Source organism: Streptomyces sp. NPDC104309, from assembly GCF_055584025.1.
Window position 1 is genome coordinate 1 of record NZ_JBVJMV010000080.1, and the last position, 20,386, is coordinate 20,386.

At 68.5% G+C, this 20,386-nt stretch carries 18 protein-coding genes, 1 tRNA gene and 4 pseudogenes; 15 read left to right on the forward strand and 8 right to left on the reverse strand.

What is annotated here, in order from left to right; genetic code table 11:
• Window positions 1–173: 173 nt before the first annotated feature.
• Window positions 174–596, reverse strand: a complete 423-nt coding sequence (locus ACZ68L_RS44485; RefSeq protein WP_469590089.1) for a hypothetical protein — start codon at window positions 594–596, stop codon at window positions 174–176.
• Between the two features lie 271 nt (window positions 597–867).
• On the opposite strand from ACZ68L_RS44485, the gene ACZ68L_RS44490 reads away from it, so the two are divergent.
• Together ACZ68L_RS44490 and ACZ68L_RS44495 are read left to right on the forward strand one after the other, a co-directional pair.
• A complete protein-coding gene (locus tag ACZ68L_RS44490; RefSeq protein WP_469590092.1) occupies window positions 868–1,086 on the forward strand; it encodes a hypothetical protein in 219 nt (72 codons plus the stop codon).
• Between the two features lie 118 nt (window positions 1,087–1,204).
• Window positions 1,205–1,278, forward strand: a tRNA-Met gene (locus ACZ68L_RS44495).
• 750 nt (window positions 1,279–2,028) lie between these two features.
• Here ACZ68L_RS44495 and ACZ68L_RS44500 read toward each other — a convergent pair.
• The 4 genes from ACZ68L_RS44500 to ACZ68L_RS44515 all read right to left on the reverse strand — a co-directional run bounded on the left by ACZ68L_RS44500 (window position 2,029) and on the right by ACZ68L_RS44515 (window position 4,616).
• Window positions 2,029–2,985 carry a hypothetical protein gene (locus ACZ68L_RS44500; RefSeq protein WP_469590095.1) on the reverse strand — a complete coding sequence of 319 codons (957 nt, stop codon included), beginning with the start codon at window positions 2,983–2,985 and terminating at the stop codon, window positions 2,029–2,031.
• A 6-nt stretch (window positions 2,986–2,991) separates the two neighbouring features.
• A complete protein-coding gene (locus tag ACZ68L_RS44505; protein WP_469590098.1) occupies window positions 2,992–3,513 on the reverse strand; it encodes a hypothetical protein in 522 nt (173 codons plus the stop codon).
• 129 nt (window positions 3,514–3,642) lie between these two features.
• On the reverse strand, window positions 3,643–3,807 hold the full coding sequence (locus tag ACZ68L_RS44510) for a zinc finger domain-containing protein (protein ID WP_469590101.1): 165 nt from the start codon (window positions 3,805–3,807) through the stop codon (window positions 3,643–3,645).
• Window positions 3,808–3,968: 161 nt separating this feature from the next.
• On the reverse strand, window positions 3,969–4,616 hold the full coding sequence (locus ACZ68L_RS44515) for a TetR/AcrR family transcriptional regulator (protein WP_469590104.1): 648 nt from the start codon (window positions 4,614–4,616) through the stop codon (window positions 3,969–3,971).
• Between the two features lie 154 nt (window positions 4,617–4,770).
• Between ACZ68L_RS44515 and abc-f the strand changes: the two genes are divergently transcribed.
• The 3 genes from abc-f to ACZ68L_RS44530 all read left to right on the forward strand — a co-directional run bounded on the left by abc-f (window position 4,771) and on the right by ACZ68L_RS44530 (window position 8,527).
• Window positions 4,771–6,390: a ribosomal protection-like ABC-F family protein gene (gene abc-f / locus ACZ68L_RS44520; protein ID WP_469590106.1), complete on the forward strand. Its 1,620-nt coding sequence runs from the start codon at window positions 4,771–4,773 to the stop codon at window positions 6,388–6,390.
• Window positions 6,391–6,446: 56 nt separating this feature from the next.
• The gene (locus ACZ68L_RS44525) at window positions 6,447–7,139 is read left to right on the forward strand and encodes a CatB-related O-acetyltransferase (protein WP_469590108.1); all 693 of its coding nucleotides are present in this window, start codon (window positions 6,447–6,449) and stop codon (window positions 7,137–7,139) included.
• Between the two features lie 86 nt (window positions 7,140–7,225).
• The gene (locus ACZ68L_RS44530) at window positions 7,226–8,527 is read left to right on the forward strand and encodes an erythromycin esterase family protein (RefSeq protein ID WP_469590111.1); all 1,302 of its coding nucleotides are present in this window, start codon (window positions 7,226–7,228) and stop codon (window positions 8,525–8,527) included.
• Between the two features lie 204 nt (window positions 8,528–8,731).
• On the opposite strand, the gene ACZ68L_RS44535 is transcribed toward ACZ68L_RS44530, so the two are convergent.
• Window positions 8,732–9,205 (reverse strand): Tn3 family transposase, encoded by a 474-nt coding sequence (locus tag ACZ68L_RS44535; RefSeq protein ID WP_469590114.1) that lies wholly within the window; start codon window positions 9,203–9,205, stop codon window positions 8,732–8,734.
• Window positions 9,204–9,527: pseudogene (locus tag ACZ68L_RS44540) on the reverse strand (Tn3 family transposase); the annotation flags it as partial. The gene ACZ68L_RS44535 and the pseudogene ACZ68L_RS44540, both read right to left, overlap by 2 nt.
• Before the next feature lie 142 nt (window positions 9,528–9,669).
• On the opposite strand from ACZ68L_RS44540, the gene ACZ68L_RS44545 reads away from it, so the two are divergent.
• The 8 genes and pseudogenes from ACZ68L_RS44545 to ACZ68L_RS44580 all read left to right on the forward strand — a co-directional run.
• A complete protein-coding gene (locus tag ACZ68L_RS44545; RefSeq protein WP_469590117.1) occupies window positions 9,670–10,041 on the forward strand; it encodes a hypothetical protein in 372 nt (123 codons plus the stop codon).
• Between the two features lie 359 nt (window positions 10,042–10,400).
• Window positions 10,401–11,324 (forward strand): oxidoreductase, encoded by a 924-nt coding sequence (locus ACZ68L_RS44550; RefSeq protein WP_469590120.1) that lies wholly within the window; start codon window positions 10,401–10,403, stop codon window positions 11,322–11,324.
• 367 nt (window positions 11,325–11,691) lie between these two features.
• On the forward strand, window positions 11,692–12,882 hold the full coding sequence (locus ACZ68L_RS44555) for an IS110 family RNA-guided transposase (RefSeq protein WP_469590122.1): 1,191 nt from the start codon (window positions 11,692–11,694) through the stop codon (window positions 12,880–12,882).
• Between the two features lie 120 nt (window positions 12,883–13,002).
• Window positions 13,003–13,572, forward strand: a pseudogene (locus ACZ68L_RS44560) (alpha/beta fold hydrolase); the annotation flags it as partial.
• A gap of 469 nt (window positions 13,573–14,041) precedes the next feature.
• The gene (locus ACZ68L_RS44565) at window positions 14,042–14,428 is read left to right on the forward strand and encodes an effector-associated constant component EACC1 (RefSeq protein ID WP_469590124.1); all 387 of its coding nucleotides are present in this window, start codon (window positions 14,042–14,044) and stop codon (window positions 14,426–14,428) included.
• The gene (locus ACZ68L_RS44570; RefSeq protein WP_469590125.1) at window positions 14,425–15,804 is read left to right on the forward strand and encodes a caspase family protein; all 1,380 of its coding nucleotides are present in this window, start codon (window positions 14,425–14,427) and stop codon (window positions 15,802–15,804) included. The genes ACZ68L_RS44565 and ACZ68L_RS44570 overlap by 4 nt, the downstream gene beginning before the upstream one ends.
• A gap of 173 nt (window positions 15,805–15,977) precedes the next feature.
• A pseudogene (locus ACZ68L_RS44575) lies at window positions 15,978–16,643 on the forward strand (transposase); the annotation flags it as partial.
• Window positions 16,644–18,251, forward strand: a pseudogene (locus ACZ68L_RS44580) (Tn3 family transposase); the annotation flags it as partial.
• A 20-nt stretch (window positions 18,252–18,271) separates the two neighbouring features.
• On the opposite strand, the gene ACZ68L_RS44585 reads toward ACZ68L_RS44580, so the two are convergent.
• Window positions 18,272–18,850: a TetR/AcrR family transcriptional regulator gene (locus tag ACZ68L_RS44585; RefSeq protein WP_469590127.1), complete on the reverse strand. Its 579-nt coding sequence runs from the start codon at window positions 18,848–18,850 to the stop codon at window positions 18,272–18,274.
• Between the two features lie 80 nt (window positions 18,851–18,930).
• Between ACZ68L_RS44585 and ACZ68L_RS44590 the strand changes: the two genes are divergently transcribed.
• Complete coding sequence (locus tag ACZ68L_RS44590) at window positions 18,931–19,704, forward strand: oxidoreductase (protein ID WP_469590130.1); 774 nt, start codon at window positions 18,931–18,933, stop codon at window positions 19,702–19,704.
• 33 nt (window positions 19,705–19,737) lie between these two features.
• On the forward strand, window positions 19,738–20,106 hold the full coding sequence (locus tag ACZ68L_RS44595; protein ID WP_469590133.1) for a VOC family protein: 369 nt from the start codon (window positions 19,738–19,740) through the stop codon (window positions 20,104–20,106).
• The last annotated feature ends 280 nt before the right edge of the window (window positions 20,107–20,386 follow it).

Genomic DNA, 20,386 nt, shown 5'->3' on the forward strand with positions numbered 1-20,386 from the left:
GCCGCGGGCACGACAGATCGACGCGCCGCCGAGGATCTCCCCGACCGCGGTCCGCTGATCCTTGCATCACACCCGATCGGCCATGGCCCTTTCAGCTGAAGTGCTGGGACTGCGGCCACCGCAACCCGCTGCGCGACCCAGGACCCGAGTAGACGGACACCCGCCGAGCCTGCTCAGCCCATGCCTGGCATCAGCGCCGGTGACGCCAGTGCTGGGTGCGCCTTCAATACCTCGTAGTTCCAGGTGGAGCGCTGCTGCTCCGAAGAGCGTCCGGCGGAAACACCGAGTTGTTCGGCGATGGTGGGGAACCGCGGGTGCATCTGCCGGTCGCCGACCGTGACCAGAGCTGACAGCAGCGGCTCACTCTGATCGCGATCGTCGTCGACGAGCCACAGCAGTACGCTCTCGTCATCGCGGTGCAGACGCACAAGGGCCGGCAGACGCTTGCGGATCGCCGTCCACGTGGTGGTGGCCCCGGCTCGAGCGGTCTGCTCCAGCAACGGCCGCAGGTCGGTCGCGAGCTCCGCGAGTCGTCCCGCCCCCAGAAGCCCTGGCTGACCGTCCCGAGGAACCGGACGCACTTCCGCCACGGGCATGGGGGGAAGCATCGCGGGTCGCCGGTACGGGCGGCGCCGTCCGCACCGGCTGTTGCACCGGGCCTGGAGCGGTAGCGCGAGGTGCGTCGGAGGACCACACCGTCCTCGGCCGTACGACGGGATCCTGTGCGGAGACCGGCGGCTTCGTGCGCCTCTGACGCGGCGCGGGCGGGGCCTCGACCGGCCGCGGTCGCAGCTCCTGCGCGGCCAGGCGCCGCGCCGGTGCGACACCTACCACCGGGGCATCACGGCCCGGGACTACGGCCAGGCCGTGCCCGTCCTCGTCACCACCCTGGAGCAGCTCCAGCACGGCGCGGGCGCGGCGGTGTGGCGGCGGCTGGGCCGCGAGGGCGAGCAGACGCTGACGGCCGCGCTCGACAACCCCGACGGCGACGCCCTCTACCGCCGCCAGGTCGCCCGCGCCGACGCGGAGGAGGAGCGGCGCCGGGCCGCCGCCTCGGTGCCGCCTGGATTAGCCGACTGTGACTGAGCAGCTCATTGGCCAGTGGAGTGCTGCGGTCGCCCGCATCGTCCGATTCATGCGAGTCCTGATGAGAGCGGCCTGGTCTTGGGTGGTGCCGTGGGTGGCGTAGTGTTACGCCTACCGACGCGGGGTGGAGCAGCTCGGTAGCTCGCTGGGCTCATAACCCAGAGGTCGCAGGTTCAAATCCTGTCCCCGCTACTGAAGCGAGATGAGGCCCGGATCCTGTGGATCCGGGCCTCATGCGTAGACCTGCCCACGAGACGACTGACACCGACCGCGTTCGGACACCACCTCGAACCTACCCCGGAGAACGCCAAGATCCCGACAGGGCGCCGGCTGGGCTGCGACCCTCGGGCCTGCAGCCCGGCCGGCACCATGGCCCAGACTCCGTCGCGCTCCCAGCGACGGGAGGGCCTGTAGTCCTGCGGACGGGGCGCCGTCGCCAGGCTGCCAGGGGATTCGGCCGGCCCTCCTCGGCGCTGATTGCCCGCGCCGACCGCGGCTGCGCCCGCTTCCTCGCCGTCCGGGCCCTGGACGCCGGCACCGCCGAGCACGACCAGGACGACGCGGCGGGCCACCGATGAGCGACACACACGTCGTGCTCTTCGACCCCCGCGGCTGATCGAGGCCGAACTCCCGCTGGACCGCGCCCTGTACGAAGCGCTCGTCACCGCCGTCCTTGCGTGGACCGACCCGAACCTCCAAGCCCGCGACTACGAGCAGATCGCCCTCCAACTGACCGGGCACGCCCGCGCCGTGGCCGCCGACGTCCGGCGCCATGCCGCCGCCCTGCCCAAAGACGACGGCCGCGGCGCCCTCGCCGATGTCGTTCTCCGCGAAACCGGCGGACACCTCTCCGCGCCGCTGGAGCTATACGCGCCTGGACCGCCTCACAGAAGCCATCCCTGCCGTCACGTAGCTCGTTGGCCCGGTGTGCCGCTCACGCCGTTAGTCGGCGGTGTAGTTGAGGAAGTCGGCGACGACGGGTACGCCGCGGCGGCGTCCGAGTTTCTGCCTCAGGTCGTCAAGGGTGCTGGTGCCGCGTGCGGAGGTGACGCCGCCCATGCGGGCCACGGCGGTGTGGGCGGTGTCGACGGCGGCATCGATGTCGCCGAGGGCGAGATGGGCTTCGGCGAGGCGCGCGAGGTAGATGGCGTGTCCGCGAGGGAAGGCGTCGCCGTTGTACGCCTCGCCCTCACTGTGGTGGGCGGTGGAGGCGTCCTGGAAGTGCTTGAGGGCTTGGCGGGGGTTGCCGAGGTTGAGGGCGGAGCTGCCCAGGAGCTGGTGGGTTTCGCCGAGGTTGAACCAGTAGACGCAGGCGGGGTCCGCTTCCATCGGGCCGGCGTTGGCGTAGGTGTCGAGGGCTGCGTTGGCGGCCTTGTCGGCGGCGCGGGTGTCGCCGGCGCGTGCGTGGGCCCGGCAGGCTCGGGCGTGGAGCATGGCGGTCATGCGGGCGGAGCCGATGCGTGGGGCCTGGGTAAGGGCTGCTTCGATGAGGTCGATCGCGCCGCGCGGGTTGCCGGTGGAGTACTGCTGGATGGCCCAGAACGCGAGCGTGTTGGCGCCGACGACCGGGTCGTTGGCGCTCGCGGCGGCCCGCATGGCGGTGATGTAGTGGCGTTCGGCGGCGGCGATCTGGCCGCTGTCGTACGCCGTCCAGCCGGCCGACCGGGATGCCTCGGCAGCGGCGCCGAACAGGCGGCGCCCGACGCGCTCGCTGTAGGAGGCGTCCTTGAGCGCGCTGACGATGAGGCCTAATTCGGTGCGGGCGGCGGCAGTACATCCCCCGGCCGCGGTCCTGGCGCGTTGCCACTCACCCCGCAGGCTGGGCCGATCGTTCGCAAGGTGGTGCTCACCAACTTGCTCCGGACCCTGCCAGAGCCGATCTGAGCGAAGGAGCAGCACCCACTGTCAGTTCGTCAAATCTCCATGACCACTGGACAGGCCCGCTGCAGCCGCCCAGAAGAAGCCGTGCCCGCACCTGGGGGACGGCATTCGCGAGCGTTCGGCGAGGACGTTCAGCGCACGGCGCAGTTCTGCGCTCAGCTGGAAAAGCCGACGGCTGTACTGCCCGCCCCTGTAGGTGTACAGCCGGAAGACCTTGACGGCCAGTTCGTCGCGGCCGTCAGCGAAGGTGTCCGGTAGCCCGGCGAGCAGCTCGAAGTCGCGCTTACCGGTCGCGGCGTCAGCCATCGCGCTCAGGGGTAGGACGTCAAGTTCTGCGGCAGACACGGAAGTGTCGACCGCGACGGCATGTGCGGCCAGGGCCGCGAAAACCTCGATCAGCCGCTCGCCTTCCGCGATGTCGATACCCCAGGTGCCCAGGCGCTCGTGACGACGGGCCCGGCGCCATTCCTCCTCGTCCACCACAGGCAGCAGGAGCCGACCCAGATGCGCGCAACGACGCCACAGCATGTCGTGATCGGAGGTCACGGTCGACTCCCTAGCTAGAGCGAGCAGAACACGTGGAGCCGAGGACCAGCCCACCCGGCGCAGGTCCTTCACCAACTTCCCACTACGCGCAGTGCACGTACAGAGCGGAAGCCAAGATCCCCGACAGCGTCAGGCACTGAGAGCCTTGGCGAGTTGGGGTACGAGGCGGAAGCGGGCGGTGTGGTACTGGATGGCCACCTTGCCTCTGCCGGTCCGGCACGGGGAGCCCGCCGGGGCGGCGCAGGTGGACATCGGGCAGTCGTGCGATTCCACACGCTTGAAGTCGTCGCTCACGACCCCGGACTGTTTCATGAGGGTGTTTCAGATGTCCAGTTGATTGCAACAACTCATGAAACATGATCGCCGCAGGTGGACGACCGCCCGGCCGGGTGTTTCATGAGCGACCACCTATGAAACGAACCGCTGCAAGCAGTGCGGAGCTGGGGAAGTCTCGCTCAGGCATCGCGTGCTGACGGGGGCTCGGCGAAGGCGCCGACGGCTGCGGCGAGGGCAGCGGTTCTGGCTGCATGGCCGGGCAGTTGCGGGTCGGGTGTCGTGCGGAGGAGCACCAGTTGGTGGTACAGCGGTGCGGTGGCCGCGATGAGCAGTTGCCGGGCGTCAGTGGGCGGTGGTAGTTCGCCGTGCCGGACAGCCCGGCTGACGATGATTTCGCAGCGGGCGTACCGGTCCTCCCAGAGCCGCTGTTGGGCCTCGGCGGCTTTCTCGGAGCGGAACGAGGCGGCGATCAGTGCTGCCATGACCGGTGGCTGGGTAGTCAGGGCTGTGTGGATCTCCTGGTTCAGTGCTGCCAGGTCGCTTTCCAGTGAGCCGGTGTCCGGTGGCTGCCAGTCGTCGTCGGACGCCGCGTCGAGAACGTCGGCGAGCAGGCCGCCGACGTCCCCCCAGCGCCGGTACACCGTTGTGCGGTGCACGCCGGCGCGGGCGGCGACGGCGTCGGTGGTGAGCCCGTCATAACCGTGTTCGCCGAGCTCGGCGACGACTGCGTCGAGCACCTGCTGACGAATACGGGCGGTGCGGCCCCCGGGCCGGCGGCGGGTCGGCGGCGGAAGGGTGCCCTCCGGTCCTGGGTCTGCGGGAGTCATCGCTGAATACCTTTGCTCGGGGCGTCGTCGTTATGGCAGGATCTTAAAGCAGCAGTTGTCGCACTAGTGGAGTGATCGATGCTCTTCCGAAGCGTTCGCCCGGCCGCGCAACCCTCGACGGCCACCTCGTTCTCGAATGCTTTGGAGTCTCTGCATGCCCACACAGATCACTGCACTCGCCGTCAGCAAGTCCTTCAACGGCAGGCTCGTTCTTGACTCGGTGACCTGCTCGCTCGCCGCGGGCGAGCGCACCGGGATCATCGGTGAGAACGGATCGGGCAAGACCACCTTGCTGCGCCTGCTCGCCGGGCGTGAACGGCCCGATCAGGGCGAGGTCGTCGTCCAGGCCACCGGCGGGGTCGGCTATCTCGCCCAGGACGAGCAACTGGCGGCGCAGGCGACGGTCCAGCAGGTCATCGACCGGGGGCTGAGCGATCTGCGTGCGTTCGAGCAGCGAATGCGCCGTCTGGAGACCGCGATGGCCGACGGTGACGAGTCCGGCATGGCCGAATACGGCGAACTGCTCACGGTCTTCGAGCTGCGCGGCGGCTACGACGCCGACGCCCGCGTGGAACGTGCCCTGTACGGACTGGGCCTGGGGCTGGTGGGCCGTGACCGTACGGTGGGCAGCTTGTCCGGCGGAGAACGGGTCAGGTTACGACTGGCGGCCTGCCTGGCGGCGGCGCCGGAGGTGCTGCTGCTGGACGAGCCGACCAACCATCTCGACGACGGTGCCCTGAGCTGGCTGGAAGAGCACCTGCGCGCCCGGCGGGGCACCACCGTGACGGTCTCCCACGACCGGGTCTTCCTCGAACGGGTTGCGACCAGCCTGTTGGAGGTGGACGCCGACACGCGTCGCGTCGTGCGGTACGGCAACGGCTACACCGGTTACCTCGCCGAGAAGACGGCTGTCCGGCAGCGGTGGGCCCAGGCGCACGACCAGTGGCGGGCCGACATCGACCGGCTCCGCGAGGCAGCCGCGACCACCGCCCGCCAGGTTGCCCCGGGCCATCCGATGAAGGACGGCAACAAGTTGGCCTACGACCGGGCGGGCGGCCGCGTGCAGCAATCGCTGGCCAGCCGGGTGCGCAACGCCGAGGAACGGCTGCGCCGCCTCCTTGCCGACCCGGTCCCGCCCCCGCCGGAGCCACTGCGCTTCACCCCCGTACTGCGGACCCGCCGCCTACAGGGCGTCGTACTCGACGCCGCCGACATCGCCGTCACGGATCGGCTTGCCCGCACCTGCCTGTCCGTCACGGCGGGCGAGCGCCTGCTGATCACGGGGCCGAACGGAGCGGGCAAGAGCACCCTGCTGCGCGTCCTGGCCGGGGACGTCACTCCCGACAGCGGAAGCGCCACCTGCCGCGGCAGGATCGGCTACCTCCCCCAAGAACCGCGACCCGGGGACCCGGCCGAGACCGTGCTGGCCGCCTTCGCCCGTGGCCGGACAGGAGAGGCCGCCGGACACGCCGGACAACTAATGTCCCTCGGCCTGTTCGACCGCGACCAGCTCGCGGTGCCAGTCGGCCAGCTGTCCACCGGGCAGCTGCAGCGTCTGGCCCTGGCGCGATTGCTCAGTGCGCCATCGGACGTCCTGTTGCTCGACGAACCCACCAACCATCTCTCGCCCGCCCTCGCCGAGGAGCTGGAATCCGCTCTGAGCGGGTACAACGGCACGCTCGTCATCGTCAGCCATGACCGCCGGCTGCGTCGGCACTGGCGGGGCGCCCATCTGGCGTTACAGGCGACTGATACGTCCGCCGCCACGTGCTGAGGTCCTCCGGACCCGCAGACACCCGCAGACATCGCTCAGGAAGGATGAATTTCGTAATGCCGCCTGTTCCCGTCGACCCGACCGTGGTGCACCCGATGCCCGAGCAGCCGCGGGTGGTGCTGCTGAAACCGCTGATCACCTCGCCTCTGATCGAGGTCGGAGACTTCTCCTACTACGACGACCCCGATGACCCGACCGCCTTCGAGACCCGCAACGTGCTGTACCACTACGGGCCGGAAAAGCTGGTCATCGGGAAGTTCTGCGCACTGGGCGAGGGCGTGCGGTTCATCATGAACGGCGCCAACCACCGCATGGACGGCCCCTCCACGTTCCCCTTCCCGATCATGGGCGGTTCCTGGTCCGAGCACCTTGACCTCATCACCGGCCTGCCCGGACGAGGCGACACCGCGGTGGGCCATGACGTCTGGTTCGGTTATCGGTCCATGGTGATGCCTGGCGTCCGCATCGGCCACGGAGCGATCATCGCCTCCGGCTCCGTCGTCGTCGACGACGTCCCCGACTACGGCATCGTCGGCGGCAACCCCGCCCGCCTCATCCGTCGCCGCTACAGCGACGCCGACATCAACCGCCTCCTCGCCCTGGCCTGGTGGGACTGGCCGCTCCAGCACATCACCGAACACATCCGCACGATCATGTCCGGCAGTACCGACGACCTGGAGAACGCGGCACCCGGGCACGTGGAAACGGAACGTCTGGACCCAACAACTTCCAGCGCCACGGACCGTTGAACGAACCCGGCCCAGGACGACCTGCGTGGTGACCCGCTCCCCTATCCGCGATCCGCCATTCCAGCACCGAGAATCGAGCTGTCAGCATGCCTGCTTCGCTCCACCACAACCCGTTCGCCGATTGGCTTCGCACCCACGCCGTCCCCCTCGACCACCTCGACCCCGAGGCACCACTCGACGATCTGGAGCCGCTGCGCGCCATCATCGGCGACGCACGTGTCGTCGCGATCGGCGAAAGTTCCCACTTCATCAACGAGTTCGCATCCATGCGCGAGCGCATCCTGCGGTTCCTGGCCGAGCGCTGCGGATTCACCGTCCTGGCCTTCGAGTACGGCTTCAGCGAAGGCTTCCCCCTTGACGCGTGGGCCCAGGGTGAGGGGACGGACGACGACCTGTCGGCGCACCTCGCCGGGACCATCCCCGTGGGAGTCGACGAGCCGCTGCGCTGGATACGCCGGCACAACCGAACCGCCTCAACACCGGTGCGCTTCACCGGCATCGACATCCCGGCGGCCGGTGGGTCCTTGCTTCCCGCCCTGGCCCCGGTCGCCGACTACCTGCGCCGGATCGATCCCGAAACCCTGCCGGTCGTCCAAGAGGCGATACGGATCGCCGAATCGTTCGCCGGTGGCTCCGCGGCCGTCGCCGCGCCCGCGTGGGGACGCCTGGCCACCGCCGAACAGGACGCCCTCAGCGCGGCCCTGACGCGCCTGCTCATCCGGTTCCGCTCCGTCGAACCGCTGTACGTCTCCCGCGGCGACCAGCACAGCTACGACATCGCCGTGCGCCGACTCGAAGGCGCCTGCCACGCCGACTACACCTTCCGCGCCATGGCCGACCTCTTCGCCGGCAAAGGGCTGACCGCCGACACCTCAGCCCGCGACGTCTACATGGCCGAGTCGGTCCTGTGGCACCTGGACCGCTTTGAACCCGGGACCCGCGTCGTGCTGGCGGCTCACAACGCCCACATCCAGAAGACACCGGTGGCCTTCAACGGCCACCTCACGGGACTCCCCATGGGACAGCACCTGCACCGCGCGCTCGGCGATGATTACTTCGCCCTCGGTCTGGCGAGCACCACCGGACATACCGCGGACATGCCCCGCGACGAGAACACGCCCTTCGGCTTCACCATCGACGCCACCGCGCTGGAGCCGGCCGAGCCGGGAAGCATCGAAGCCGCCTTCGCCGACGCCGAACTCGGGCTCAGCATCGCCGATCTCCACCAGGCACGCCCGCAGGCGGCCCATGGAAATGCCGACCTTGCCCCGGGCCCCGACCGCATCCGGATCCAAAGCGCCTACCTCCACACCCCCATCCTTGAGGCGTTCGACGCCATCCTCCACACCCCGACCTCCACCGTTGCCGACAATCTCGAAAACATTTGAGACGGGCCAATGACCCGGGCGGTGAGGCCGAGCAAATAGACCCGGACCCAGCGCCGGAACCATCCCTCAGCGTCCCGGGAGCCGGGCCCGCCGCCGACTGGTCGGCAGTCCTGGAGGTGTCCGGCGATGTGCTCACCGTGACCGGCCCCGGTGCCCGCCGCGCGGCTCCGTTCATCCGGGGGTCGGTGAGGTCGGCGAAGTCCTTCATCGCATCTCCGCGCTCGATCGGTCGGCGGCCTCCGCCGGGGTTCGGGGACGGGGCACGGCGGCCGGCCCCAGGTCGATGCGCTTGCTCATGTCCAGGCGGGAGGTGCCGTACGGGTTGACGTTGGACCAGAACAGCGCGGTCAGGCCGCGTCGGTCCTCGTCGCTCAGCTTCTTCGCCCATGCCGGTTCGGCCAGGACCTGCTGCATCAGCAGGGTGTTGACATGCACGAGCGCAGACTGGAGCAGGTGCAGGGCGAGCATCGACGTCTCGGCGTGCTCCTTGTCCGGGCCGGTCAGGGCGCCGTCCTTGCCGTAGTGGAGCACGGTGTTCGCGCTGTTCCAGTTCTCCACGACCTGGAGCCCGCCGTGGATCTCGCGGCGCAGGCCGGGACTGGCCAGGTAGTCGCAGGATCGTGCGCACGGCGCGGCCGAGTTCTTCGAGTGCCTGGTAGGTGGGGTGCTTGGGGCCACCGCGGGTGAAGCGCCGCAGGACCTGCTCGGCCTCCGCTGTCCCGAGCCGGAGCGCGGTCGCGTACTTCACTAGCTGGTCGTACTGCTGCTCGATCAGTTCCCAGCGGATCGGCCGCGTCGGCGAGGCGCCGAGCGCGGGCCAGCCGGGCGGGGCGTCGTCCGGGCGGTACAGGCGGATGCTGCCAATATTCTTCAGCCGCGGCAGCAGGCGGAAGTTGAGCAGTTCGGTGAAGGCGAACCCGACGACGCTCGCACCGTGGGTGTCGACGTAGTTCGACTCGATCTCGGCGTCGGTGCAGTGCCGCAGCAGGCCCTCGATCAGGTGCGCATGCCCGGCGCATCAACACATCCGTTGCCACGGTCGCCAAGCCGGCGGACCGCCTGGTCCTCGCGCTCGCCGCAGTACACGCTGCGCGATCCGACGCCTCCAGCTTGACGACCTCGACATCGGCAACCGCAAACTCGTGATCAACGACCACGTCCGTCCCCTGGACGAACTGACACTGCACGTCGCCCGCGAGTGGCTGGACTACCGACGCCGTCGCTGGCCGGACACGGCCAACCCGCACCTCCTGATCAACAAGTTCACCGCCTTGGGCACTGCCCCGGTCAGCGCGGTCTCCTTGACCGCACCCCTTCGCGGCCAAGCAGCCACCCTGGAACAGCTCCGCGTCGACCGGCAGCTCGAAGAGGCCCTCGCCCATGGCCCCGACCCTCTCCACCTCGCTGAGGTCTTCGGCCTGGACGAAAAGACCGCGATTCGCTATGCGAACTCTGCCCGCGATCTCCTGGAACGGCCCTTGGAGACCAGCTCTGATGGGGCTATTGAAAATTGAAAATTCCCACCCCGTACTCAGGCACGGGACAGACCTGCTCGCCTCGATTCCCCAGCCTCTGCTCGCGGGCAGGCGGCGTTTCGTCTCGCTGGTCTGAGCCGCATCGGACCGGCGGGGTGGTGATCGCCTTGCCCAGCCGCGCTGAACGCAGCCACCATCGTCCGCCGCCTCGCCAGGACAGCAGCACAAGGTCTGAAACTTCGTCCTGACTGACGCTCTCTCGACAGGTCCAACGGCTCTGCGGCGGCGATTAGTTCCCGATAGGAATGTGACGTTTCGCCCAGTCCGTTGATCTGTCGCAGCACACCGTGACGGCCCCATACTCCAGGACCTGACGAACCGACGGGCGAAGGAGCACGGTGAGCGCAGCGGCGGCAGCAGGGACCTGGAAGCTCGGGGACCTGGAGGTGAATCGCATCGGCTACGGCACGATGCGATTGACGGGCAACGGCATGATGGGGAACTCCGACGGCACGCCGATCGACCGCGATGCCGCCGTCGGCTTGCTGCACAGCGCGTTCGAACAGGGCGTCAACCACATCGACACGGCCGCCTTCTACTTCTCGCCACTGCGGTCCGCGAACGAGCTCATCAACCGCGCCCTCTCGTCCTGGCACGGCGACGTGGTCGTGGTGACCAAGGTCGGCCCGGCACGCGATCCCTCCGGCGAGTGGATCACCAGGGCCCGCCCTGACCAACTGCGTGGCCAGGTCGAGGAGAACTTGCGACAGCTTGGCCGGGACCACCTGGACGTGGTGAACCTGCGCGCCGACGGCCCCCGCACAGCTTCGATCGCCGAGCAGTTCGGCGCCCTCGCCGAACTGCGCGAGGCCGGCCTGATCCGGCACCTCGGGCTCTCCGCTGTCCTGCCCGAGCACGTGGCCGAGGCTCAAACGATTGCGCCGGTGGTCTGCGTGCAGAACTCCTACGGCCTGGACTGGCGCCGCGCCGACGAGAGTGGGCTGGTGGACCTGTGCGGGGAGCAGGGCATCGCCTTCGTCCCGTTCTTCGCGGTCTCCGGCCTGCGGCGTGAGGCAGCCGCAGACCAGGAACAGGACGCGCGCGTCCAGTCCGTTGCCCGCGCCCACGATGCGACGCCGGCCCAGGTACGGCTCGCCTGGACCCTCCACCGCGGTCCGCACGTGCTGGCCATTCCCGGCACCGCGAACCCGGTACACCTGGCAGAGAACATCGCCGCCGGAAGCCTGCGCCTGACCGAGGAGGAGTTGGCCGTCCTCGGCGAGCCGGTCGGCCCCGCGACTTCACCGCGAACCCACGGCTGAATCCCCTAATATTGGGGCAACAGGCCCGTGGGTTTCCTCTGAGACTCAGCTTGTCCTACCTTCCAAGCGTGGGTCTGAGTCGGTCCTTCGTAAGATCGGCAGGGCCCAGGGGTTCTGGGTATGGCTGTGAGCTTGTCCTACCTTCCAAGCGTGGGTCTGAGTCGGTCCTTCGTAAGATCGGCAGGGCCCAGGGGTTCTGGGTATGGCTGTGAGCTTGTCGCCGTTGGATGGCTCAAAGAACTTGGCCGCCCGGAGCCCCGCGACGACTCGACCGCTAATTGGGATACGCGACTTGATCGCTTCGTAGGACAACGTCGGCGAGGTCGTCTGCGGGACTGTTGTTGACGACGAGCTGGCGGAGGTGGCCGTGCCCCAGATCTGGGCCGGAGTGGATATCGGCAAGGAACACCATCACTGCGTGGTGCTGGATACCCAGGGCGAACGTTTGCTTTCACGCCGAGTCCTCAACGATGAGACGGCTCTGCTGGAGCTGATTTCAGACGTGCTGGCGCTCTCCGGCGAGGCCCTGTGGGCGGTGGACATAAATCACGGTGGCGCCGCGTTGCTGATCGGCTTGCTGCTCAGCCACGACCAGCCGATGGCCTATATCACTGGCCTGGCTGTGCACCAGGCGTCGACCGCGTATCGGGGCCAGGGCAAGACGGATGAGAAGGACGCCTTCGTCATCGCCGACCAGGCCCGCATGCGCAAGGACCTCGGTCTACTGCGGCCTGGCGACGAGATAGCCGTTGACTTGCGCACTCTCACCGCCCGTCGCACTGACCTGGTCAACGATCGCACCCGGCAGATCAACCGGCTCCGAGCTCAACTTCTTGAGATCTTCCCGGCGTTGGAGCGGGCGCTGAACTTGAGCAAGAAGGGCCCGGTCGTCCTGCTGGCCGGCTACCAGACACCGGCCGCGATCCGCCGCAGCGGTGCCAGCCGGATCGGGACCTGGCTGAAGAACCGCAAGGTCAAGAACGCGGGCGCTCTCGCAGAGACCGTCGTTGAGGCAGCCCATTCGCAGCACACCGCACTGCCCGGCGAGAAGCTGGCGGGCGCGATGGTGGCCCGCCTGGCGAAAGGGGCGATGGCGCTCGACGCGGAGATCGCCGAGCTCGACGCACTCATCGAGGCTCGGTTTCACGAACATCCACATTCCAGAGTGATCCGCAGTCTGCCCGGCATGGGGGCTCTGCTCGGCGCCGAGTTCATTGCCGCCACCGGCGGAGACATGGCAGCTTTTGGCACCCCCGACCGCCTGGCCTCCTTCGCAGGCATTGCCCCCGTTCCTCGTGACTCCGGCCGCGTCAGCGGCAACATGCGCAGGCCCCGCCGCTACCACCGCGGCCTGCTTCGGGCCTTCTACCTCTCCTCGATGGCCAGCCTGAGATCGTGCCCCGCATCGCACAGCTACTACTGGCGCAAGCGGAACGAAGGGAAGGGGCACAAGCAGGCTCTGCTTGCTCTTGCCCGCCGCAGAGCCAATGTTCTGTGGGCAATGATCCGCGACGGAGCGTGCTATCAAGCCCTACCGAACGTCACAACTACGGCTTGACATCGTCATTGGGAAGTTCTTTAACTTCCGGCCATCGGTCGAAGGCTGAAGAGCAGACCTGGTCCGCGCGTACTGTGTTCGGCTTACGCCTTCGACAAACTCGATGGAGGAGAGCCGGACATGGCCGCCCCCTACCCCCCGATCGAACCCTACGACCACGGAATGCTCGATACCGGCGACGGAAACCTCGTCTACTGGGAGGCCTGCGGCAATCCTGACGGCAAGCCCGCTCTCGTCGTCCACGGCGGCCCTGGTTCTGGCTGCTCGACAGGGCCGCGCAAGTCGTTCGACCCGGAGCGCTACCGGATCATTCTCTTCGACCAGCGCGGATGCGGCCGAAGCACACCTCACGCGAGCGACCCTGACACCGATATGAAGCTCAACACCACCGAGAACCTGATCGCCGACATGGAGCAGCTGCGCGAGCACCTCGGCGTCGACCGGTGGCTGCTCTTCGGCGGCTCGTGGGGCTCCACGCTCAGCCTCGCGTACGCCGAACGGTACCCGGAGCGGGTGTCAGAGATCGTGCTCGTCTCTGTCACCAGCACCCGTCGCTACGAGATCGACTGGCTCTACCGGGGCGTGGGCCGGTTCTTCCCCGAAGCATGGAAGCGTTTCCGCGACGGTGTCCCCGAGGCCGACCGTGACGGCGACCTCGTCGGGGCGTACGCGCGTCTCATGGAGAACCCTGCCCAAGCAGCAGATGCGGCGTACACGCCATGACGCTGCTCATCAGCAGCGCCATCCAGGGGCCCGCGAGGCCCGGCAGCTTGATCGATCTGAAGGTGGTGGCCACCACCTTCGCCCTCGGCCTGCTGGCTATCAGGCTACCGAGCCCACGCGTGCCGGGGGTTCAGAAACAGGCACTCAACTTGTCTTTTAACGTCCCTGGCATCTGTGAAAGCTCTCGCCACCGGAGTCTGACCGGCCGTGGAACACGATGGTGCTGTGGCGCTCCCCGGCGCGGCCTCCCTGGCCGGGATCGGCCCGCTGGGTGCTTGGGCACGGTCAGGATGGCGGCGGTGGCTGGGAGGAATCGCCTTCTCGCCGCTGGCGGCGTGAGGGAACTGCCTGTCCGACCGCTGACTTCCCGTCACTGCATGTGAAGAACTCCACTCAGTTCATGACGGACTGGCCCCGCTCTTGTCAGGATGGTGTCATGGACACCAACGCGGAAACCGAGCCGCTACTACGGATCACCGTGGCCGAGGCCCCCAACGCGCTGCAGTCGCTGCTCGATTGGCTGAGGCATGAGGACGAACTGCGCGGGCGGCTGCGTCTGGAATCCTCCGGCAGCGGGACCGGCGCAGAGATGGGTGGTCTGCTCGACGTGCTCACCATCGCAGTGGGATCGGGCGGGGTGGGAGCGGTGCTCGCCCGCTCGCTGTCCACCTGGCTTACCCAGCGCCATACGGACGTGAAGGTCACCGTCAAACGGCCCGATGGTCGTAGCGTCGAGGTCGACGCGCGTCTACGCCAGGACGACGTACCCGGCCTGATACATGAGATCAGGCAGTTGGTCGACGCGCCGGAGCAGCAGGGGTGAGCCGGTTCCCCGATCCGGCCCGGTCACGCGCCGTGCTGATCGGTGTCAGCCACTTCCCGGAATCCCCCGAACTGGCGGACCTCCCGGCCGTGCGGGAGAACGTCGCGAGCCTGTGGCGCCGGCTCACCCACAACACCACGGGTGTGCTGGAACCCAAGCACTGCGAGGTCGCGGACCCGGCGAGCTCCACCGCCGACATCGGCCGCGCCATCAGCAAGGCCGCTGCGGAAGCCTCGGACATGCTGCTGATCTACTACGCCGGCCACGGCCTGGTAGACGACCGGGGACGACTGTACCTGGCAACGAACGCAACCCGAGCTGACGCTCCGAAGTACAGCTCGCTGAGCGTGGACCTGCTGCGCGAGGACCTCGGCGGCAGCGGCGCCGCCGCCCGCGTCCTCATTCTGGACTGCTGCTTCTCCGGGCGGGCCATTGAGGTGATGACCAGCGAGGAGGGCCTGATCGACGGTCAGCTGTCCATCGCGGGCACCTACACCATGACATCCACCAGCGCCAACGCCCCTTCCTACGCGCTCGCCGGCGAGCGGTACACCGCCTTCACAGGGGCACTGCTGACGGCGCTGGAGAGCCCGCGCCCGCTCACCCTCGACGAGATCTACCGCAGCGTCGCCGCGAGCCTCCAATCCCGCGGCATGCCCCGACCACGCCAGCGGGCGACCGACACCGCCGGAGGTCTGGCACTCGTGCGAGGCCCGGCCGAACACGACAAACCACCAACCGACCCGGTGGACGAAGTGCGGTTTTGCCGCGACCGAGCGGCGGCGAAGAAGCAGATGAAGGAGAACTCGAAGGTAGGCAATGGGGTCCTCTCACTGATGGTCGTCGGGCTGCCTGTGCTGTTCGCGGTAATGAACCACGACGCGAGCTGGCTGTGGGGAATCCCCGTGTTCGGGGCCATCATGGCGGCCCTGATGGGACTCATCACCGCTGGAGTCCACCAATCCCTGCCCTCGGAGGCGGAATTAGTCATTGACCGCTCAGCCATCACAGTGCACGTGAACAGGAGTACGGCCACCGCTGTGACGTTGCGAACGCCGTGGAGGGACATCTCGCACGTGGGCGTCCTGCCTCCCAAGCGCGGCTCGGTGAACCCAAAGTTGACCCAAGTCTACGAGGGCAACCACATGCTGGTGGTCCGACTGCGGCCGAGTGTTCCGTACCCCTCGACCAAGGACATGCGCTTCTCCGACGAGCTGCACGAGCTCGGCTACCGCGTTATTGCCACGATCGGGACCTTCGGCGCCGATAAAGTGCAGATCCTGGCTGCGCTGGACCAGTTCGCGGGCGACCGTGTGCTGCACACCGAGCAGGAGTTCATGGTCCGCGACCCCCGCATCCTGCCAAAGATGTTCTGACATGCGGCCGCAACGGGAAACGTCTGGCGCAGGAGTTCAGGTTGTATTAACGACTTGGCCAATTCGGCCAGTTGAGTGCCCGCCGACCAGTGAGAGCTGGTGCGACAGCGGTGCGGCCTTGGTGTGATCATGTGCGTTGTTGATACGCTTTTGATCACGCCCAGGTGGTGAGGGTGAGTCTGCTGCACGACGTTGTTCGCGTCGAGTCCCTGACCGTGTTGTCCCGGTTCCGGACCGACTTCTACGACTGCCTGACCGCCCGCGCGGATGCACTGTTCGAGCTGGCCGACGCTGTGCTGTGCACGGACGGACCGGTGCGGTCGCTCGTGGATCTCGCTCTGGCACCCGAGCACCGCCGGGGTCACGGCGCCCTCTACGCCGGTCTCAACCGTGGCCGGGTGGATGTTGCCCGGCTGCGGTGGGCCCTGGCCGGGGTGCCGCTGCCGCGGGCGGCCGATGGCCGGCTGGTCCTGGCAGTCGATGTCTCGCCGTGGCTGCGTCCGGACGCCGGAACCGTGCCGGACCGCTCGTTCTGCCACACCTACGGCCGCGGCAACGCCAAGCACCAGATGATGCCCGGCTGGCCGTACTCGGTCGTCGTCGCCCTGGAGACCGGCCGCACCTCCTGGTCCGCGTTCCTGGACGCGGTCCGCCTCGCCCCCGGCGCCGACCTGGCTGCTGTCACCGCCCGCCAGGTCCGCGAGGTGATCGAACGGCTCGTCGCAGCGGGCCAGTGGGCCGAGGGTGATCCGGAGGTCCTGATCGTGCTGGACGCCGGATACGACGCCCCGCGCATCGCCTACCTGCTGTCCGGCCTGCCGGTCGAGATCCTGGGCCGTTCGCACCGCTGGTCCAACCCGCGCGCCCGCCTCCTGGACGGTGCGGACTGGGACGCGGTCAAGGAGGACGTGCTGGCGGCCCTGAGCCTGGACATGCCCGTCACCGAGCACCTGGCGGAGCTGGTGCGTGGCCTGGACGCCGGATGGAAACAGCTCGCGACCCGCCTGGAAGAAGCCGGCCCGGAGGCGAAGATCTCCATCGAGGTCCAGGAGGACGGGCGGGTGAAGCTGCACGTCGACAAGCTCGGCGCGCTCGGCGAGCCCAAGTCGCTGACCTGGCTGCGCCGGCGGGTGGAGAAGATGCTCCCGAAGATCGACCTGCCGGACCTGCTGTTCGAGGTGGACTTCTGGACCGGGTTCTTGAACGCCTTCGTGCACTTGGGCGACGGCCGGACGCGCATGGAGGACATCAAGACCTCGCTGGTCGCGCTGCTGGTGAGCGAGGCGTGCAACATCGGCTACACGCCGGTCATCGACGCCGACGACGAGGCGCTCACGCGGGCCCGGCTGGTCCACGTCGATCAGTACTACCTGCGGGTGGACACCATCGCCGCGGCGAACGCGAAGCTGATCAAAGCTCAAGCGAAGGTGCCGATCGTGAAGTTCTGGGGCGAGGGGCTGCTGGCCTCGGTCGACGGGCTGCGCTTCGTGGTGCCGAAGCGGACCATCCACGCCGGGCCGTCGCCGAAGTATGACCACTTCAAGCGCGGCATCACCTGGCTGAATACCGTGAACGACCAGGTCGCGGGCATCGGGCAGATAGTCGTGCCGGGCACCCTGCGTGACTCCCTGCACATCCTGGACGCGCTGTTGAACCTGGACGCCGGGGTGAAGCCGGAGATGGTGGCCACCGACAACGCCTCGTACTCCGACATGGTGTTCGGCCTGTTCAAGATCCTCGGCTACAACTTCAGCCCCCGCTTCCGCGACCTGGACGATCAGCGGTTCTGGCGGGCCACGATGCCCGGCGTCGAGACCGGTACGTACGGCCCGGTGGAGGAGCTGGCCCGTAACCGGGTCAACCTGAACAAGGTGATCACGCACTGGCCCGACATGCTGAAGGTCGCCGGTTCCCTGGTCACCAACCAGGTCCGCGCCTACGACCTGCTGCGCATGTTCGGCCGCGACGGCCGCCCCACCCCGCTCGGGGCGGCGTTCGCCGAGTACGGGCGGATCGCGAAGACCGAGCACCTGCTGCGCGTGGTCGACCCGGTGGACGACACCTACCGCCGCCAGATGAACCGGCAGCTCACCGTGCAGGAGTCCCGGCACAAGCTCGCCCGCGACGTGTGCCACGGCAAGCGCGGCACCATCCACCAGGCGTACCGGGACGGGATGGAGGACCAGCTCGGCGCGCTCGGCCTGGTACTCAACGCCATCGTGCTGTGGACCACGAAGTACATCGACGCGGCCGTCGCCCAGCTGCGTGCCGAGGGCCACGAGATCCGCGTCGAAGATGTCGCCCGGCTCTCCCCGCTCAAGCACCGGAACCTGAACCTGCTCGGACGCTACAGCTTCACCGCGAGCGTCCCGGTCGCCGGCACCCTGCGGCCGCTGCGTGATGCGGACGCCCCGGACCTGGACGAGGACGACGACGGGCAGGAGTAGCACGCCGCGCGCTCTTCGGCTCACGTCGCGTGAGGGGCACCGTGGCGCAGGCCGTCGAGGAGGAGGTTGGTGATCTGGCGGGCTTCGTCGAGCCACCCGTCGCTCACGCGCATGGCGCAGATACCGCCCAGGGCCCGCAGCAGGGTGGGGCCGGTGACATCGCCGCGGACGGTGCCGGCCGCGGATCCGGCCTCGAGGAGGCGGGTGAGGGCGTCGCCCATGCGGGTGCGGGCGTCGTCGAAGACCGGTGAGTCGCTCGCCATGATGCTCTCCAGCGCGACGGACATCCCCTTGCCCACGGCCGCGTGGTCGACCAGCAGGAGCAGGAAGCGGCGCAGGGCCTCCTGCGGGGCGTGGTGCTCCAGCAGCTGCTCGGGGGCGGCGCACAGGTCGTCGACCTCCTTGCGGTAGACCTCCTCGATCAGTGCCTCGCGGGTCTCGAAGTGCCGGTAGAGCGTTCCGACGGCGACTCCGGCGCTGCGGGCGATCTCTTCCACGTGCGCGTCGGTGTCACCGGCGAGGAATGCTTCGCGGGCAGCGGACAGCAAGGCTTCCCGGTTGCGGCGCGCGTCGGCGCGCAGCGGGCGTGATGACGGCAAGGAACCTCCATAAGGTGAGTCCGGTTCCGTTTCTGTGTATCGTTTCCGGAGTCAGGTTCATCTTACGGAAGGACTATCCGATGCCCACCATCAATGAGGAGCTGGAGGGCCTGCGGATCCTGGTCACCGGCGGCAGCCGGGGCCTGGGTGCGGCGACCGTGCGCCGGTTCATTGCCGCGGGCGCGACCGTGCTGTCGGCCTCCCGCAGTCGGCCCGCCGCGGACAGCGGCGCCACCTTCATGCCGGCGGACCTCTCCACGCCGGAGGGGGTGGCCGACCTCGGCCGCCGCGTCATCGACCACATGGGCGGCGTGGACGTCCTCGTGAACAACGCCGGCGCGGCGAGCCCCCCGGCACCGACCTTGAGCCGGTCGGACGAGTCCTGGCAGGCGGACCTGGGGATGAACCTCCTGAGCGCCGTGCGCCTGGACCGGGCCCTGGTGCCGGGCATGGTCGAGCGGGGCTCCGGCGTCGTCGTGCACGTCTCCTCGATCGCCAGCCAGCTGCCCCAGCGCACGGAAGCCTCCTACGCCGCAGCCAAGGCCGCACTGAACGCCTACAGCCGCGAACTGGCCACCGAGGTCGGCGAACACGGAATGCGCGTGGTCTGCGTTCTTCCCGGCTTCGTCGTCACCGACGGCGCCACCGCCCACCTGCGGCACATGGCCGAGCAGCAGGGCGTGACCACGGACGAGATCACCCGCCAGATCGTGAACCACCTGAAAATCCCCATGGACCGCCCCGGAGACCCCGAGGACGTCGCCGAGATGATCGCTTTCCTCGCCTCCAGCCGCGCGAAATGGCTCACCGGAGCACAGTTCCGCGTCGACGGAGGCATCCTCCCCACCGTCTGAACACCAGCCAGCACCAAGAACAGGTCCACCACCATGCCCCTCACCCTGACCTCCGTGATCATCGACGCCGCCGACATCGAGACGGAAGGTTCCTTCTGGCACCGCCTGCTCGGCGGTTCGACCACCACCACCCCCACCCACCACTTCATCCAGGCCCCCGGCCTGCCCGTGATCGTCGTCCAGTCCGCCCCCAGCCACACCGCCCCGGGCTGGCCGAACGGCGCCCCCCAGCAGATGCACCTCGACTTCGCCGTCGAAGACCTCGCGACCGCCGACCGCGCCGCCATCGACTCCGGCGCCACCCGCCTGCGCCCCACAGAGGAGTCCAGCTCAGACGCCAGCACCGGCAGCCGCGTGTACGCCAGTCCCGCCGGACATCCCTTCTGCCTCCGCGCGGCCTGAGACTGCCATCGCTCATCGTGGGCGCCTGTCGTCAAACGATCGAATGACGACAGGGCCTCCCGGCGTCCAATCGACCCAGGTTTTCCGGGGCCTGACGGCGCCTCGGATCCAATGAGATCCGATGACGGCTGACGACAGGGTTAGATGACACCCCAGGTCCGATGCGACGGCAGAAGCGGGGCGCTGGCCGGTGTCGAGGTCCACAACCCGGACCTGGTCCTGGCCACGCTGAACGGCAAGGGCAAGCTGGAGATGGAGCTGACCGTCGAGCGCGGTCGCG